Source organism: Melioribacteraceae bacterium, from assembly GCA_030584085.1.
GTDB lineage: Bacteria > Bacteroidota > Ignavibacteria > Ignavibacteriales > Melioribacteraceae > SURF-28.
In genome coordinates this window covers 1,111,173-1,129,461 of record CP129490.1, presented here as the reverse complement: position 1 = coordinate 1,129,461, position 18,289 = coordinate 1,111,173, and the positions used below count along the sequence as shown (strand labels likewise).

The 18,289-nt window shown below is 33.2% G+C and carries 13 protein-coding genes; 4 read left to right on the top strand and 9 right to left on the bottom strand.

The window, feature by feature from the left end; genetic code table 11:
• The first annotated feature begins 23 nt into the window (after positions 1–23).
• Together QY331_05180 and QY331_05175 are read left to right on the top strand one after the other, a co-directional pair.
• Positions 24–647, top strand: a complete 624-nt coding sequence (locus QY331_05180) for a YigZ family protein (GenBank protein WKZ70647.1) — start codon at positions 24–26, stop codon at positions 645–647.
• Positions 648–819: 172 nt separating this feature from the next.
• A complete protein-coding gene (locus tag QY331_05175) occupies positions 820–1,248 on the top strand; it encodes an Rrf2 family transcriptional regulator (GenBank protein WKZ70646.1) in 429 nt (142 codons plus the stop codon).
• 51 nt (positions 1,249–1,299) lie between these two features.
• Here QY331_05175 and QY331_05170 read toward each other — a convergent pair whose 3' ends face one another.
• Genes QY331_05170 through lepA form a run of 5 tightly spaced genes read right to left on the bottom strand, consistent with a single transcriptional unit; the run spans position 1,300 to position 7,110 of the window.
• Positions 1,300–1,737: a hypothetical protein gene (locus QY331_05170; GenBank protein WKZ70645.1), complete on the bottom strand. Its 438-nt coding sequence runs from the start codon at positions 1,735–1,737 to the stop codon at positions 1,300–1,302.
• 1 nt (position 1,738) lies between these two features.
• A complete protein-coding gene (locus QY331_05165; GenBank protein ID WKZ70644.1) occupies positions 1,739–2,383 on the bottom strand; it encodes an O-methyltransferase in 645 nt (214 codons plus the stop codon).
• A complete protein-coding gene (locus QY331_05160; protein ID WKZ70643.1) occupies positions 2,380–4,362 on the bottom strand; it encodes a S8 family serine peptidase in 1,983 nt (660 codons plus the stop codon). The genes QY331_05165 and QY331_05160 overlap by 4 nt, the downstream gene beginning before the upstream one ends.
• A gap of 58 nt (positions 4,363–4,420) precedes the next feature.
• Complete coding sequence (lepB, locus tag QY331_05155; GenBank protein ID WKZ70642.1) at positions 4,421–5,299, bottom strand: signal peptidase I; 879 nt, start codon at positions 5,297–5,299, stop codon at positions 4,421–4,423.
• A gap of 17 nt (positions 5,300–5,316) precedes the next feature.
• On the bottom strand, positions 5,317–7,110 hold the full coding sequence (gene lepA / locus QY331_05150; protein ID WKZ70641.1) for a translation elongation factor 4: 1,794 nt from the start codon (positions 7,108–7,110) through the stop codon (positions 5,317–5,319).
• A gap of 168 nt (positions 7,111–7,278) precedes the next feature.
• On the opposite strand from lepA, the gene QY331_05145 reads away from it, so the two are divergent.
• The gene (locus QY331_05145) at positions 7,279–9,084 is read left to right on the top strand and encodes a PQQ-binding-like beta-propeller repeat protein (protein ID WKZ70640.1); all 1,806 of its coding nucleotides are present in this window, start codon (positions 7,279–7,281) and stop codon (positions 9,082–9,084) included.
• Positions 9,085–9,089: 5 nt separating this feature from the next.
• Positions 9,090–9,743, top strand: a complete 654-nt coding sequence (locus tag QY331_05140) for an HAD-IA family hydrolase (protein WKZ70639.1) — start codon at positions 9,090–9,092, stop codon at positions 9,741–9,743.
• Here QY331_05140 and QY331_05135 read toward each other — a convergent pair.
• The 4 genes from QY331_05135 to QY331_05120 form a co-directional block, all read right to left on the bottom strand.
• On the bottom strand, positions 9,733–11,076 hold the full coding sequence (locus QY331_05135; protein ID WKZ70638.1) for a hypothetical protein: 1,344 nt from the start codon (positions 11,074–11,076) through the stop codon (positions 9,733–9,735). The two genes, QY331_05140 and QY331_05135, sit on opposite strands and share 11 nt — an antisense overlap.
• Before the next feature lie 172 nt (positions 11,077–11,248).
• Positions 11,249–16,588, bottom strand: a complete 5,340-nt coding sequence (locus tag QY331_05130; protein WKZ70637.1) for a C25 family cysteine peptidase — start codon at positions 16,586–16,588, stop codon at positions 11,249–11,251.
• 6 nt (positions 16,589–16,594) lie between these two features.
• Positions 16,595–17,314, bottom strand: a complete 720-nt coding sequence (locus QY331_05125) for a WecB/TagA/CpsF family glycosyltransferase (GenBank protein ID WKZ70636.1) — start codon at positions 17,312–17,314, stop codon at positions 16,595–16,597.
• Positions 17,308–18,288: a glycosyltransferase gene (locus QY331_05120; GenBank protein WKZ70635.1), complete on the bottom strand. Its 981-nt coding sequence runs from the start codon at positions 18,286–18,288 to the stop codon at positions 17,308–17,310. The genes QY331_05125 and QY331_05120 overlap by 7 nt, the downstream gene beginning before the upstream one ends.
• Position 18,289 lies beyond the last annotated feature (1 nt).

Here is an 18,289-nt window from a genome sequence, read left to right as displayed (position 1 = left end):
TTTTTATTTGGGTAAATTTTCTTATGCAGTATCCATCAGTTATAAAAACAATCAATTCTTCAAATGAATTCCGCTTTAAGGAAAAGGGTTCGGAATTTATTGGATTTGCTTCCCCGGCTAACTCAATTGAAGAAGCCGAAGAAATTATCACCAAAAAGAAAAAAGAATTTTACGATGCTACTCATAATTGTTATTCCTATAAAATTTTTCCCGATATCGAAAAGTATTCCGATGACGGCGAACCAACAGGAACCGCAGGGATCAGAATATTAAATGCAATTCAGCATTTCGACTTAATTAATATAGTAGTCGTTTCAACACGATATTACGGCGGTAAAAAATTAGGAGTTGGTCCGCTTGGTAAAGCTTATTACAATTCGGCCTTTGGGGTTTTAGAATCATTAAAAATTCAGGAAAAAGAAAATCACTCGTACTTCAATTTAAAATATGATTTCGAACACAGTAAAACAGTACATCACTTTTTAAATAGTCATCAATGTATTATTAAAGAAAGTACATTTGAAAACGGTGCGGTAATTTTTTTCCTGATAAAACCGAATTTGATTTCGGATTTTGAGTCGGATATCAAAAACGGTACAAAAGGGAAAGCTGTTTTAACTTTAGTTGAAGATGGAATTTATGTTTAGAAATTAATTAAAAACTCTAATTTTGACAGAATTAAGGACATAATTCCATTAAAATAAATAAGTTAGATTAAGTAGTTAATAAATCTTGACAAAAAGTTCTCTTTTACTTAATTTTTATATAAGATATTAATCTCCCGTATATAATATTTTATTAACTTAACAGGGGCAAAGAATGATCTACACAAAAACTGGAGAATATGCTATTCGTGCAATTTTGTTTCTTGCTCGACAGCCCAAAGAAGCGTTAATCATGTCATCCGAAATTGCAAAGAGTGAAGAAATTCCTGCACATTATCTTGCGAAAATTTTACAACGAATGGCAAAATACGGATACGTCGATTCCTTCAAAGGAAGAGGTGGTGGATTCAAGATCACAGAACTCGCAAAGAAAAGTTCAATTCTTGAAATTGTTGAAAGAGTTGAAGGACCCGTTATCAATTTAAAATGTGTTACCGGATTAAAAGAATGTTCGGATGAAAATCCTTGTCCGTTACATGAAGAATGGGCTGAATTACGAAATAGAATCTATAATCTCATTTCAAGTAAATCAGTTCAAGAAGTTGCTGAAAAATATTCCGAAACGCTTAGACGAAATAACTAGAATTTATTTTGATGAGGCTTGGTGAAAATCAAGCCTTTTTCTTTTTAAATGTTAGGATGATCTTTTAATATCATTCAGATACATTTTTACCCAGCTCAAATCGCTCATTAATAAGTTCAAGTTATTTAAGCTCTCGTGTGTTAATGAAAGATATTTGTCAATAAAAATCTGCTTTATAAACGGTGAGCCATCGTTAAGAATTCTTGTTAATAACTCTCTTACTTTTTTTACAGCTTCGGTATACTCCGCTTTAATTCTATCGAAATAGTCATCTTCAATATTATTGCTTCTATTCTGAATTATCTTTAATAGACCTTGTGAATATTTGGCCGAAAAGCTTATTTCATCCAGCAATTCTTGCTTATTAATTTTAAAAATTATTTCTGCTATGCGAGTAAGATCTTCCGCATTATTAAGTTTGCCTTTTGCAAATTCATTGATCTTGGAGCAAAACTCTTCTGCAGCTTTTTTATTATCGACACTGTTCATATTAGTCTAATTTTACCCCTAGACCAATTCCATCCCCGATCGGCAATATGGTTGTTTGTAAAGCTGTTTGCGACATAAATAAGCTGTTGAATTTTCTAATATGCTGAGTTGAAGATTTATACTTTGGAGGAATATCCTTTGACGCTGTATAACCATGCCAAAGTAAATTATCGACAATAATCACTCCCCTTTTTTTTAGAAGCAGCAATGAATAATAAAATAACTTTTCATAATCTTCTTTATCGGCATCGAGAAAGATTAAATCATATTTTTTATCTTGAAACGGAAGAATTTTCAGAGCATCGCCTTCAATAATATTTATTTTTTCAGAACAGCCGGAACGATCTATAAAATTTTTTGCTGTAGAAATATTTTGTTTACTTATTTCTATTGTGTCAATTGATGCTTTTGATCTTAACTTTCGCGCTACTCTTATTGAAGAATATCCAATCGCCATTCCAATTTCCAAAACATTTTTGGGACGATGGATAAGAATAACTTGTTCAAGAAAATCCGCAGCAGCGCTATTTAGGATCGGGATTTTGTTTTCGGACGCAACCAGTTCCATTTCTTGAATTAACGGATCTTGCTCTATTCGAAGTGATTCTAAATATTTTTTTTGGGAAGAGTAGAGAATTTTTTTCATTTGAGTAAAACCATTTTCTTTGATATTAATTGCCCTGCAATATTAACAGAGTAAAAATAAGTTCCGCTTGAGACAATATTGCCTTTATCGTCGGTTCCATCCCAAATAAATCTCGTTAATCCATGGACCACTCTGCCGGAATAAATTTCTTTGACTTTTTGTCCGAGCACGTTGAATATAGTTACTTTCGCAAATTCATTTCTCGGCGATCTAAAATCAATTGTGGTCTCTAGGTTAAATGGATTAGGATAATTTTGGTAAAGCATAAATTCATTCGTCAATTCATCCGGGAATTCCACAACACCTGTAACAAAACCTACATTATTTTCAGAAAGATTGACAATATAATTTTTATCAGATGGTTCACGAACAGTCGCTCCTGAAGTATCATTAAACATATAGTAAAAGGTAACGTCGTCATTAACGGATACATCCGATAAATTAAAATAATATTTACCTTCGCTGTTTGCTGAGATTGACTGATGAGACCACTCTTCAGCATTAATCTTGTAATGTATTATCACTTGTTGATTCGATGAATTTTCAACTTCTAAAAACATCTTGCTGATTCTGAATTGTCCGCTTTCGTATTCCCAAACATTTGGGAAATTTACAGCACGAAGGATCGACATTCTTCCATAGCCGATATCGTTATTTGGTTCTTCGAAATTATCACCGGTTAATAAAATTATGTTTCTAACTTGTTGATTCGTTAAATAAGGATAAGCCGAAAGAAGCTGAGCTGCCATTCCCGCAACCATTGGTGCAGCGAATGAAGTTCCCGATCCTGCAGCGTTAAAACCACCAAAAGAATCAGCGTGATAATTATTTGTACCCATTGCAGTAATCTCGGGTTTAATTCTTCCATCGGATGTTGGTCCTCTACTGCTGGATGAGTTCAATATTCCCTTATTATTTATATTACCGACAGCTAAAACATTAAATGCATCAGCCGGAGAAATAATATAACGCCATGCAGAATTGCCCTCATTACCGGCAGCTGCAACTGTAACAACTCCCAGATCAAAAGCATAATTATATGCGTTGGCGACAATTGTGGTATTTCCGTTCATATCTTCGTATGAATATGAGTCCTCTTCAGAATCAAATAATGAATAGCCGAGCGACGCGGTAATTATATCAGCTCCCATTTCCTCAAAATCTTCAACAGCGGCAGCAAAATTATCTTCTTCAATTCTAGTTTCCGAGCTAATGTCTTCAGTTTTAGCTAAGAAAAACGAAGCACCATAAGCGGGACCAACTAATTGTCCATCGGCAAAACCGGCACCAATTGAAAATACAGCTGTACCGTGTCCATCCTGTCCTGGAACATCACCTGCTTGATCAGCAGTTTCATTATCATTTTGGACATAGTCAAACTCGTAAAGAACATCAAGATTCATGAGAGCCGGATGAGTTTTCCAATCAAAACCGGAATCTAAGAAACCAACAATTATTCCCTCTCCGTTAAACCCGGCATCATGAACTTTTGGAATATCGTGCAACTCATTTTGGACTAGTGAATTCCCATAGTTTAATTCATACTGTATTGAATAATTACTTTTGTTCACGCTTTGTTCAATATTTTTTTCGATACTAATTGTTCGAAAGGATTTTACCTTTTCAATTCTATCAATGAAGTTGAACTTAACTAATTCATCAATTTGGTCAGATGTAAGGTAAGCAGATATGGCATTAAACCATTTCAACTCATTAACGATTTTAATTCCTTTTGATTCAATTACTTTTTGATATGATTCATTAATCGGCAGGTCTTCGAAACGTAAATAATTTTCACCGAGTGTTTTCTTTCGTCGCTCAATTGCTTTGTCAGAAATTCCGAGATCATTTGCCTTGAACAAGTGCTTGGCTGAACTAAACTCTTCTTGAGTAATCCCTTTATCAGAAAAATAAATGAGATATTTTTCTTGTCCGAATAAAGTAATTGCAAGTAATAAAAGAATTATAATTTTTTTCATGTTTTTATTTTTATAATAGATTAAAGATTACCAAAATTCAATGCAGAATTTTAGAAACTCAATTAATAAGCGATCCGATCCTACTCCAACGAATTGAATTCCATAATTTAGTAATGTTAGTAATTTCAGTTTTCTGATCGACCGACCAATAAATTAAAAAAGGCTTACCAATAATGTTTTTTTCGGGTACAAATCCCCAGAAACGGCTATCATAACTTTCATCACGATTATCACCTAAAAAGAAATAATAATTTTCTTTAAAAGTATATGAAGTTACTTCTTCATCATTAATAAATAGTTTTTGATTTTCAGAGTGAACATACAAATCTTGGTTCTCATATTTAATTAACGGTAACCAGCGATTAATACTTCTGGCAGAAATATTTACGGTTAACCCGATTGCCGGAATCAACAGCGGTCCGTAATTATCTTCGTTCCACTCAGAATCATTTGGAAAGATTGCCCTGTTCGGAACTCCAAATATTTTTGATCGTGATCGGCTAAAGTGAATTGTTTTGGGTTCATCTAATTCATTCCCGTTAACATAAACCTTGCGATTAATTATACTCAGCGTATCTCCAGGCAAAGCGGCACATCGTTTAACATAATTTGATTTTTCATCCGGTAGATCGAAGTCAATAATTTTGGGGAATTCAAAAATCACAACTTCATTTCTCTCAATTCCGGATAGCGTCGGAAATTTTATCGGAGGGATTTTAATCTCGGTAAAAGGTATGTAGTTTGGGGTTTTGGGACCGTACAAAAATTTATTCACGATTACGTAATCGCCGGCAAACAAAGTTGATTCCATGGAAGAAGTCGGGATACGATACGCTTCTGCAATAAATACTTTTGAAGCAAACGCTAAAATTGCGGCAAGTAAAAGGAGTACTAGAAATCTTCGTAAAGAAAAATTTTGTTTTGATTTTTCATTCATAGATGCTGAGTGAAGAATTAATCTTCAATTTGCAGAACTGCTAAAAACGCCTCTTGCGGAATTTCAACATTACCAACTTGCTTCATTCTCTTTTTACCTTCTTTTTGCTTTTCAAGAAGTTTTCGCTTACGTGTAATATCACCCCCGTAACATTTTGCAAGTACATTTTTACGAAGAGCTTTTACAGTTGTTCTCGAAATCACTTTTTGTCCGATCGCTGCTTGAATAGCAATTTCAAACATATGCTGCGGAATAAGGTCTTTTAATTTAGTAGAAACTTTTCTTCCCCAATCAAATGATTTTGCTCTATGCACAATAATAGAAAGTGCATCAACCTTTTCACCATTTAACAGAATATCCAATTTGACTAAATCAGATTCGCGATACCCAATAAACTCATAATCAAATGAAGCATAACCACGTGAGATAGACTTTAATTTATCGAAAAAATCAAAAATTATTTCCGCTAGTGGAAATTCAAAATGTAAATCCGCACGAGTCGGATCAAGATAAGTTGTGTTAACATAAGTCCCGCGCTTTTCCATACCAAGTTGCATTACTGCCCCTACATAATCACTTGGACAGACAATTTGCGCTTTTACATAAGGTTCTTCAACTCTGTCAATATTTCCGGCATCAGGCATATCAGAAGGATTATCGACAATTATTTTTTCGCCACGTTTGTTATAGACAATATATTCAACGTTTGGAAGAGTTGTAACAATCGATTGGTTAAATTCTCTTTCAAGTCTTTCCTGAACGATTTCCATATGGAGCATTCCAAGAAAACCACAACGGAAACCAAAACCTAACGCAGCAGAAGTTTCAGGAGTATAAACTAATGATGAATCATTCAACCGAAATTTTTCAAGTGAATCACGTAAATCTTCAAAATCATCCGAATTAACAGGAAACAGACCACTATATACCATTGGTTTAATTTCTTTATAACCAGGAAGCGGCTTTTCGGATCCGCCTTTTACATGAGTAATTGTATCACCCACTTTAGTATCATGTACATCCTTAATTCCAGAAATTAAATAACCAACATCACCGGCACTTAATTCCTTTGTCCGCACTCTGCTTAATCTCAATGTTCCGATTTCTTCAGCTTCATAATGTTCATCATGAGCAAAAAATCTAATATCATCTTTTTCTTTAATAGATCCGTTAAAGATTCGAATATATGCTATTGCCCCTCTATAAGAGTCAAATACAGAGTCAAATATTAAAGCTTGCAGTGGAGCATTTTCGTCACCTTTTGGCGCCGGGACTTTATTTACTATACTTTCGAGAATCTCGTTAATGCCTTGCCGGGTCTTAGCGCTGGCTAATATAATTTCAGATTCATCACAACCAATTAAATCAATAATTTGTGACTTAACGGTATCAACCATAGCACTTGGTAAATCGATTTTATTTATGACAGGAATGATTTCGAGTCCGGCTTCAATTGCTAGGTAAAGATTACTTATTGTTTGTGCTTCAACACCTTGAGCTGCATCAACAATTAACAATGCTCCTTCACATGCAGCTAGTGAACGAGAAACTTCATATGAAAAATCTACGTGACCGGGAGTATCAATAAGATTTAATGTATAGAGATTTCCGTCATTGGCTTTATATTTCATTTGGATTGCGTGCGATTTTATTGTTATACCACGCTCGCGTTCCAAATCCATGCTGTCTAAAAGTTGATCACGTTTTTCTCGATTTGTAATGGTATGCGTATTTTCAAGCAAACCATCGGCTAAAGTTGACTTTCCGTGATCTATGTGTGCAATTATGCAAAAGTTTCTAATATGTTTCATATGCCATTAAAATAAAGATTTTAAATATATGAAGAGGGGGGTCTAATATCAATTTTAACACACCGAATTAACTTACTAGCAACCCAAAACGGCTATTTCGATCATTAATTAGAGTAGATTCTTTATTTTTATTACATTTGAGTTTTCAATAACTAATTCAGCAGTGAGATGATAAAATTTTTATTTGGGATATTATTATTAGCAAGTATCGTTTTCGCTCAAAATATTCGATTTATTATTGTTGATGAATTGGATGTTACTTCGAAATCCGGGGAAGATAATCTTGCGAAAGTAATAAACTCAATAAATCAACTTAGTGAAATTGATTTTGTTGTATTCAATGGTATTAAATTGGATTTAGATGATCCGGACGACACGATTATTAAATCAATTAAGAAAATCAAATTTGCAGTTTATGCACTTCCCTCTTCGGATTTATTTTATCCCGATAATACAGCCAGAGAAGATTTCATGAATTTATTCGGTGATTTATCTTTCCGGAAAAATTATGATTCTCAAAAAGTAATTGGATTAAATACAACTGTAGGTTGGAATAACTCACCTTTTTTTGAAAGAGAAACTTTCTCTTTTCTAAAAGATGAGAAACTAGATAGTCTTTCTTCATCGATATTGATATTAAACAGCGATCCGCAGCAAATCAAAAATTTTGATGATTTAGCAAATCAATTTAACGATAGCAAAATAAAATTTATCGCCGCCCCATTAAAAAGTTCAAAGGACTTTTTAAGCGATAATATCTCAATGCTAAATTCCAGCGTGAATTCAAAACGAAATGAAGCATTCAAGATTATAGAAGTCAGAAACGATACAATTGCTGTAAGAATCGGAAAGTTTGAAGGCGAATTAGCGTCTGAAAAGATTTATACGGTTAAGGAAAGTTCTTTTATAGATGCTAACCCAGATCATCTATTTGACCAAAGCAAGATGTTAATCTGGAAATATGATTTGGGTTACTCTCTTTCTTCAAGAGTTATCACATCGAGTGATAGAATATATGCCGCTGATGTAAGTGGACAAGTAGTTTGTCTTGATTCATTAGGTAAAAAAGTCTGGGATTATTTTTCGTTCGGTTATATTTATTCAAAACCAACATTGCGTGATGGATATTTGGCAATAGCAACAGTACAAGGTGATCTTGAAACAATAAATGCCAGAACCGGTAAGCCACTTCAATCACTTGGGTTCGATTCACCAATTACTTCTGATCTAATGAGTTTTGATTATGACGGTAAATATAATTTGATGATGCCTAAAGAGTCCCGATCAAAAGCAGCGGTAGTAGCCGGGACAAAACAAGGGACACTTTACTGTTACGATTTGGAAACGATGCAAGAACTTTGGAGGTTTAACCAATCCACAGATGCAATCATTGGAGAACCGTTACTGATAAAGAACCAAATTTATTTTTATAGCATGGACGGACACATTTATACAGTGAATTCAAGGACAGGATTACTTGCGTGGAAAGCCAAATTAACAGAGAAAAATGAAACCCGAGTTTATGCTTCAAATATAGCAAGCAATAATGAATCAATATTTATTTCACTTTCTAACGGAAAAGTTTTTTCTTATGATGTTTTACTTGGAAGAAAGAATTGGGAATCTGATAAATATAAATCTTCGCTTACATTAAATATTTCTAAAGACGGAAGACATTTATTTGTAAGAAGTACAAATGACAGATTTCACGTACTCTCAGCAAAAACCGGAACTTGGGTACGAGAGTTAATTACTAAAGTAGGAGATAATTATTCTTTCACTGAAATTGTAGAACATGGGAAAAACATTTACTACGGAAATGATGATGGCTTTTTGATTCAAATGGATACAGATTATAAGACAGAAAAAATATTCAGACAAGAAATCTCTCCTCTTTTTTCAATCACACCTTTCGGCAATAATAAACTTGTCATTGCCTATCATAATGGAATTATTTCTCTAATAAGGATTTAAATTTTATGAACAACTTTTCGACTTATGTTTTTGATGTAGATGGTACATTAGCACAAACAAATGAATTAATTTTCGAAAGTTTTAGATATGTCTCAAAGAAATACTTGAATAAAAATGTAAGCAACGAAGAAATAATTTCGTTATTCGGACCAAGTGAAGATGTTATTCTCTTGGATTTAATGAAAGATAGTTTCCATTCAGCAAGAAAAGACTATTTTGATTTTTATATGAATGAACACGATAGATATGTAAAAAATTTTGACGGACTAAAAGAAGTTTTGGAACTATTACAATCCAATAATAAAAATCTTGCAGTATTCACAGGTAAGGGAACTGAAAGTGCCAAAATAACATTAGAGAAAATAGGATTTGCAAATTTCTTTGAAATACTTTCAACCGGAGATAACGTAAAAAACCACAAACCCGCTCCGGACGGAATTATCAATATTTTGGAACACTATAACATACCGGAATCCGAACTATTAATGATTGGCGATAGTCCGCACGATGTGGAAGCGTCAAACAAGGCGAATGTGAAAATTGCATCAGTTGTATGGGACAGCTACGCCCCGCAAGAAGTAAAGGCAATGAACCCCGATTATATTTTCTATACCGTAGAAGAATTCAAATCATTTATTGAATCAACACTCAAAAACTAAGCGGATATATAAAAGATACTCTTGGCTCAATTCTTTTTTGAGGTTCATAATCCAAAACATTATCATCGGCATCGCGGATTGGTGTAAACGTCCAATGATAAACCAATGAAACAATCAGATAAGGCAAAGGTTTATAACCTAATTCAGCAAATAGATAAGATCTATCATCAAGTTTAAAAATGTCCTTCTCATCTTGAATGTATACTTTATCAAAACCCGCTCTAAAAACATAAGGCATGCTTTCCGGCATTATATTGGTGGAGAGATGAAGCATTCCCGATTTAGGGTCTTTATCCAAGCGTTGATAACTTCCGAGAATATCTAATGTGCCGAGTATGCTAACAAAAAGTTCACCGTACCAACCGTTTCCCGCAGGACCAGCATTCTTAAGTGCTTGAGCTTTGCTAAAAAATGTTCCGGTTGATTTATCCAACTGAAATCTTTCCAATTCATAAAGAGTATTGAAGTAAGAAGGTAAATACTCATCTCCATTTATTCTGCGTTCAAATCTTGTTCTTATATCAACCAATCCCAAACCATTAAAGCCAAGTATAAAACCGGCTGCCCCACCGCTGCCGAATTTTATAATTTTATTATAATCAACATAGAGATCTAAACTTGCAACTGATCCTTTCACAATTGGTATTCCAAGATCTAGTCCGATAATAGTGATCGAACCTTTATCGTCGGTCGCAGTGAATTTCTCTTCTACAGAATCATATGTTCCGCTGAGAACTCCGGACTTATCATTTAGATCCGTTACAATACTTGCACCAATTTCAATATTTCCTATTATCGGAACACTTCGTAAATCAGTAAATTGCAACGGACGAGTATAACCACGTAAGCCAATAATTCCGGCTTCACCAAAAGTTGAATAGATAGATTCAAATCCAAAAGTACTGAAATCAACATCGAAGGTTAATCCAATTTTTTTAGAATCATAACTTGGACTATTATTATATAGGTATAATATGCTTCCATGTCCGAGCGTCGCATAATCCAAAGCTCCAAGTCTGGCATAGAGCGGATCACCTTTGAATCCATATCTTATATAACGAATAATGCTTAAGTAATCTGAAGCCTCGTTAAAACTTTCTGTTCTCAATTTTCCATTTGTTCCAAATTCTAAAGTCAAATCAAGTCCGACACCAATTTTTGAAAAAGAAAACTCCGGACGGAAATGGAATCCATAATAAGGTTGACCGTCAATCCACGTTACTCCAAGTCCACCGTTTAACATACCTTGATTTTCACGAAGAGTGTATAATTGTGCATAAGAGTTGGAAATAAATAGCACAATGAGAAGAGTTATTATTTGTTTGAATTTCATTTTAGGATTCCATGTAATTATTATCTGTAAAGATAAAATTTTTTAAAATGATTTACTTGGGATAGGTTATCTGTAAACGTCGTAAGTATTTAAAAGAATGATGCAGACATTATCGATAAATTATTGAGATCCCGGATCGAGTCCGGGATGACAATACTAATTATTTTATTTGCTACCTGACAATGGCGAGTTTACTTGTTACCGAAACAGTTTCATCGTCATCGGTTGAAATAATTTTATAGAGATAAACTCCGTTCGCTAACAAATCTCCGTCTTCATCTCTTCCGTCCCAAAAGATTCTGTTGAAATCGAAATTGAGTTGTGATCTGTCAACTTTAATTTCACGAATGAGTCTACCGGCAATAGTGAATATTTTAATGCGAACTTCATTTGGGATTTGAGTTAACTTAAATGTGAAATGAGTTTCATTAACAAATGGATTCGGGAAATTATACGGATATAAAATTTTATTTTCGCTTGATATTTTAAAGTAGCGAATAAATTCATTATCCGAACTATTTGCCGGTCGAATGTTCTCTCCGACTACCGATAAGGAATAATCTCCGTCCTCTAAAGTGGGGTTGTACTTAAAAATGATTCTATTATTTTGTGTCTCATAGACAGTGTTCAAACTGCTGAAATTAATCTTTCTTCCATTCAGTGAAATTTGAAATGAGTTTGTATCGGAAACTTCAAATTGACCTTCATAATCTAGGATAATATCTATCTCGGGTGAGGAGGAAACATAGTCACCGTCATAGATTTCATAGCCGTCAAAATTTGCAGATACAACTGCGGATGAAATTGATGTAACGGTATCTCTTGTAACAAGAAAGGGTAATTCGAAAGAATTATTGTCCTCATATAGTTCTAAAGTTGTATTATCAGTATCGAGACCAATGACAAACTTATAATTGCCCGATTCGTATTCAGTTGTAATGAATTTCTCAAAACCAATATCGATTGATGATTCCGAGTTAATATAAAGGAGCGTCGAATCATAAACTGTTTCTAAGATATTATTATTAAAAAACAGATCGACTTTAGTTCTAACATTAAGTGCTCGTCCTTCACCGACATTACTTGCTTTGTAGTTCACAGCAATGGATTCCCCTTGCATAACCGTATCACGATCTATTGAAGCAGTTTGATAATTTATTGCAAGTTCAGGTGTGTTATGATGACTAACTCCAATTTGTGAAATACTTGGCGATTCACCATTTTCATTTTGCGTAAACTTCAATTTAAATTTAGCATAAGGATAAGATTTGGGACTAATAAAATTGATCGGAATTGTACTCGAGTTAAGTATAAATGTGCTAAGTGTATCAACTTCCTCATTCTGCTTAATCCCGATAGGAGTGACACTCAACTCCGCCCCATTCGGTAATTGATAATCTACTAATAGTGTATCCCAAAGTGAGACGGGTCCTAGCCTTTCGGTTATTAAATAACCGGTTTGATTCGGGACAATGTATTCTTTTTCAAGATAAATGGAACCATCATAAACACCTTTTACATCTTCGAGAATATCGGTGTCACCGGCTGAAGCACCTTTTCGTCCGATAATTGCCCATGAACCCCGAAAAACTAATTGATCAATTTTTGTGCTGCCTAATGTTTTTATTGCAGTTCGTAACTCCGGGATTAATCTATGCTGTCCATCATCAGCAACACCCATAACTACTATTTTACCTGACGGGATATTGTTGATAAGTGCAGCTAAAGCCTCTGCATTGGGTCGATTATCAAATAATTGAAACCAAGCAGAAGTATCAACCTTCATTGTTAGGGGATCGAAGACAACAATTCCCATACCGGCAAAGAATGAGTTATCAAGTTGATTGATTCCGTCAACCGAAATTACACATGTGGCACCGGCATTCCAGCCTGCAGAAAGTACAGAAATATTTAAAGTATCAATCGATAAACTCAGTTCTCCATTATTATAACCAACACCTATTCTTGATTGATTACTAAAAGAATAATCGTCATCAATTTTGAAATCATAGTTGTCATAACCTGAAAAAGATTTTGGAGCAGAGAAATCAAATTCAGATTTATCAATTTTATAACGAAGCCAATATCTATTATTTGATAAACTTAATGTTGGGCTTGTTGTTATTAATTCGGTCGAAGGAAAAGTTAATTCTTGTGGATTGGAAAAATCTTCCGATCCATATATTTGCAATAAAATATTAAATTCATCTTCCGAATATCTAATTGGGTTTAGAATTGTTAGAATATTCTGTTTACCATTTAATTGAGTATAAGGCAGAAGATCGCGCAAAGAGAATGAAAATACATTAAATGATTCGGAATTAGTATTATCAGTTTCGGATAGTTCTAAAATTTCATTTTGAGAATCAAGAATTATTTCCAATCGGTGCTGACCTGATAATCCTTTTGTCTTCACCCAAACTTTTACTGTGTCTTCAGAACCGGGTAATATGTAACGATTGGTTTTAGTTTCTAATAGATCATTTTCATAATAGTGCTCGAATCGAATTTCAAATTCTCTGGATGGTGCCAAGCCCAAGTTCTTAATAATTATTCCTATTTCAACTGAATCAGCTATATCGTTTAAATCCGCATTTGTAAATAGAAAAGGATTTTCTTCAAATGTTAGATTCGGTAAATCCGGAAATCTCAATCTAACAGCAGGATCACCTAAAATAATATTAGATAGAGAAAATACTTTGAAGACTTGTGAATTTCCGAAAATTTGATACAACTTTGATTTGGCATGTATATGAGCATTACCGACTTCGTAAAGTGAATCTAGCTTAAATGATTCATAAAAATATTTTGGTGCTGAAACAGCGGTTGATAAAAAACCCAGCGATGAATTACCGATGTAATTTAAAGCTTGTCCGTCAGTATCGAACAAAAATCTTTCACCGAAGCATATTATATCTGGTTCGCCGTACTTATTTGTCGAACATCCGAAGTCACTGATAACCGGATTTCTGTTAACATTGTTTTTCAATTGCGAAACCGTGTTGATACTATTATCCCAGGTAGCCGTTCCGCTATGACCTACATAAGAAATAAACAAACCTCCGTCATTAATAGCTTGATTTATTTCTTGTGAAGTAAACGGACCGAAATCCGATTGAGGGTTAGTCGTCTTATAGAAGTGATCATAATTACCCGAAATAGGTCGGGGCTCAATAATCTTTGTAACAACCGAATCATTTGCTGCTTTTAATTGTTTCAATTCATTTGGATTACTACCAACGCCTCCGGAAAAAAGTAAAAACCTTTTATTCCACTCATTAAATTCTGCAGATGTATTATTTTTTATTTTATCTAAATAATATTGCAGATCATTATTTGAGAGAATTGGTATTCTACCCACTTTAAGTTGCGGTATAAATGGAGCATTTTGATCCCATATCGCATACCAATTATCACTAATAGGATTACCGAACGCCGGTATATAATTAGTACTGAGTTTTACACCGACATTGTTGAAAACATAATCTTTATAATCGTAGTTGGTATCTCCAAACAATGTTAAATAAGAAGGCTTGGGTGCAGTCCAATTATTAAATGCGTATTGCACAAATTCTTTAATTGACTCAGGTGTTGGATAACCGAAACCAAATTCATCAAAAATATCTTCGACTAATATTTTTTTTGACTTGATAGAATATAATTGCTCAATCTCCGATAAATAATTTGATACAGAAGAAGAAAATTCATTTACCGTAAGTCCTATATAATCAGCTTGAGAATTGTCAGCTCGCAGATTTGTGAATTTACCTTTAAAAACAATTTTCGGTTTGAGCACTGCTCCATTTGAGAATATGGCATATTTATCACTTGTTGAAATAGTGTCAATAAAAGTTAAATTGCCAGAACCATATAAATAATTAAATATCTTTTTTGAATTGCCATTGATTTTATAAATAGCATAATCAATATTTTCTGCATTAGTGATTTTCAACTCTACTATTTGGTTGTTAATACCGTCCGGAACAGTTAGAATCAGTGAACCATTGATAAATTTATTGTAACGTGGATACTCAATTTCGTACCAATCGTATGCTAAATAGTTTGGGACTGTACCATTGGGATAATTTTGCACATTCACTGTATTATTACCGGTGTTTAAAATAGAAGCATCAACGATTCCGGTCATAATAGTCTGTTTGAATCGATCGATAGATTGTGAATCAATTTTTGTTGAATTAAAATTCAATCTAACTTGATGAGCATTGCTTGAAATATTTGATCCTGCGCTGGTTAACTTAAGATAAAATTTTGCGTCAACGTTTGGATAAACATCCTGCAGATTTATTGTATAGTTACGACTTGTAAAAATCCAATTCCAATACCAAGTTTTATTCTTATTCCAATCAGAGGTTTGGTTTAGCAGTTCGTTGTTATTGAGATTTTGATACATTGTGTTTTCTTCAAAATGCATAAGCGCTGTATGATAGTTTAATTCATCATAATCACCCGGGACAATTGAATTGTCGGGTTTATATCTTACTCCTTGAGAACTGCCCCAAGTCAGAAAGTAATAAGTTGTATCTGTATAAATATTCATATAAGTATTGTATGGCTGGTTATCAGAATTTATTTCACGATAATAATTTTTAGAATAATTCTTTGTACCGTAAAATTCAATGTAATCACCTTCATCAAACGTGCCGTCATCTTCACCACTTACATATATTAATTGCTCAAGTCCACTTTCAAATAATTGGAAAGATTCCGGGTCTAACGAATTGACAGGTACGCCCAAGTTTCCCAAATCGGTTTTGGTTATTCTATGAATTCCATCTTGCGCAACTGCAATTTTGATATAATCGTTGTTATAGTTAATCCAAGAATCTGAATTTGTAATCTCAATCACTCTTCGATTGCTTCTGAACTGTTCAGCAATGTTGCTATTGTAAATGATTTCTTTTAATGAAAGATCAAATTGTGATTTAATTTGAATTGGTGAATGATCTTGAATATTGTAGGAACCTTCAAATTCTAATTCGATTTCAACATTTTCATAAATAATAATTGAATTAGATTTCGGATCAAATTGATGAGAGTTGATTTTGACTTCTATACAATAGAAATCTCTTAACCAAAATTTTTGTCCTAATTCCACAATGGGTTTAGTAATATTTATTAATAATTGAGTATTTGCTTCGGCATTTTCGTAAACCAATGTTGAGTCATTTAATTTGATCGCCCTCGGATTAATCTCTGGGATTGTGTTCTCTAAATTTTTTTCTTTTTTGCTTAGTATTTTTAACGAGGGATTGGAATTTGGTGGTATTGCAAAAATTAAATTTTGGCTAGGTAATTTATACTCTCCGGATTTCGAGGGATTAGTAAAATCGATAAAGTCATTTTTTTTGTAAAAATTTGAAGAATCGATAACAAAATCATAATCTGGACTTGATACTGAAAATTGAAAAGAGTTGTCACTTACCTTAAATTGCGCAAGAATTGTAAGGCCTAAAACAAAAAATAGAATAATTGATTTGTTTACAAACCACATTGTAGTTTACTTTCTGTATTTTTCTTTAAGTACTCTAAATATAAATAAAGGTATGCCGATAAGGTAGCGTTTCCATAAGCGTTTTGGCTCTTGTAATAACCTGTAAATCCATTCAATTCCTTTATTTCGAAAAAAAAACGGGATCCTTTTTGAAGTACCTAGATAATATTCAAGATAATTACCAACACACAAAAAGAGCTTATCCGTAAAAAATTCTGATAACTTTTTTGCGAATATTTCTTGCTTAGGAACACCCATACCTATTAGAACAACTCTTGAATTAGCTTTTCGAATTTTTTGTGCTATGTTTTCAATACTTGATAATTCGAAATACCCATTTTGATAGCCAACTATATTTACGTTGTATTGGTTATTGTTTTCCAATAATTCATCTGAAAATTTCCCTCCGATCAAAAAAACTGGGATGTCTTTTTGGGAAAGTAAAATTAGAAATTTATTATACAAATCTGTTGCATTAAAAGAATTAAATTGAGTATTGAATAAAAAATTGTATGCTTTTATCATTCCATAACCATCAACAAAAACTTCAAAGTTATCTGCAATAGTATTTGTGTATAATTGATCTTCCACTAACGTATTGAAACAATGTTGATTACAATACGTAATTAGTAACTGTTCAGATTCTATTAGCGAAGAATCCAACAAATCTAAAACAATATCTTCTTTAAGGATCAGTTTGCTAATTATTTGATTGATATCTAACAATATGGTGGTTCCTTACTCGCAATTTTGTTAAGAACTCTATAAAATTCGAGCTGAGTGCTACGAAATGATTTCAGATAGTAAAAAATATATTTTAACCGTAGAAAAATTCTTTTGTTTTTAAACCACTTAACAATTATTGACGGTAAGTAACTCATTACATAAGCTATATGAATTTTGATGCTTCTATCTGAAAGTTTTAATTCGTCCCAATATTCCCTGCATAATTCTAACTCCCCATAAAAAAATTCTCGCCATCCTTTGAGTGCTAGTTTATCATTTGGATTTCTTATTCCGTAATCTGTAAGATTCTTGAAATAATATTCTTGAATTGAGTAAAGAATGTATTTAAGCTTGCCTGGATTGGTAGTAGTCATAGAGTCATTTCGGAGTCGAACATAATGGTAAATTCCTGAGGCGACAATAAATTCACTGTCTTTCATAATTCGTAGCCAAAGATCATAATCTTCATAAGCTAATAAATCTTCATTATATCCACCATAGTTCAAAATATACAACCTATTGAACAGTGATGAAGAATTATTAAAGTGACCGTGAAGAATCAATTTATTAATATAATCTGATTGAGGTTCACTTATAATTAAATACTTAATTTTCTCATTAATAAAATAGGCAGTATCACAAAAAACAAGTTGATTAGATCCCTTGTAAACTTCTAATTGTTTCTCTAATCTCAGCGGATGAGAAATATCATCAGCATCCATCAATGCAATGAGGTCATATCCCGCTTTTTGAAGTGCGAAATTGAGAGATCTAGAACGACCAATGTGTTCAATTTTATAATACTTTATTCTTTTGTCATCTATACTATTTATTATCTCTTCAGTGTTATCCGTTGAACCGTCATCGATTATAAGATATTCAAAATCACGATAAGTCTGATTTAATATACTTCTAATTGCATCAGAAATATATTCGCCGCAATTATAGGTTGTTGTGATAACAGAAATAGGCATT

Bases quoted from the DNA above. Each gene is read 5' to 3' on its own strand.
- QY331_05180 (WKZ70647.1), top strand. From the start codon at position 24: ATGCAGTATCCATCAGTTATAAAAACAATCAATTCTTCAAATGAATTC.
- QY331_05175 (WKZ70646.1), top strand. From the start codon at position 820: ATGATCTACACAAAAACTGGAGAATATGCTATTCGTGCAATTTTGTTT.
- QY331_05170 (WKZ70645.1), bottom strand. From the start codon at position 1,737: ATGAACAGTGTCGATAATAAAAAAGCTGCAGAAGAGTTTTGCTCCAAG.
- QY331_05165 (WKZ70644.1), bottom strand. From the start codon at position 2,383: ATGAAAAAAATTCTCTACTCTTCCCAAAAAAAATATTTAGAATCACTT.
- QY331_05160 (WKZ70643.1), bottom strand. From the start codon at position 4,362: ATGAAAAAAATTATAATTCTTTTATTACTTGCAATTACTTTATTCGGA.
- lepB (WKZ70642.1), bottom strand. From the start codon at position 5,299: ATGAATGAAAAATCAAAACAAAATTTTTCTTTACGAAGATTTCTAGTA.
- lepA (WKZ70641.1), bottom strand. From the start codon at position 7,110: ATGAAACATATTAGAAACTTTTGCATAATTGCACACATAGATCACGGA.
- QY331_05145 (WKZ70640.1), top strand. From the start codon at position 7,279: ATGATAAAATTTTTATTTGGGATATTATTATTAGCAAGTATCGTTTTC.
- QY331_05140 (WKZ70639.1), top strand. From the start codon at position 9,090: ATGAACAACTTTTCGACTTATGTTTTTGATGTAGATGGTACATTAGCA.
- QY331_05135 (WKZ70638.1), bottom strand. From the start codon at position 11,076: ATGAAATTCAAACAAATAATAACTCTTCTCATTGTGCTATTTATTTCC.
- QY331_05130 (WKZ70637.1), bottom strand. From the start codon at position 16,588: ATGTGGTTTGTAAACAAATCAATTATTCTATTTTTTGTTTTAGGCCTT.
- QY331_05120 (WKZ70635.1), bottom strand. From the start codon at position 18,288: ATGCCTATTTCTGTTATCACAACAACCTATAATTGCGGCGAATATATT.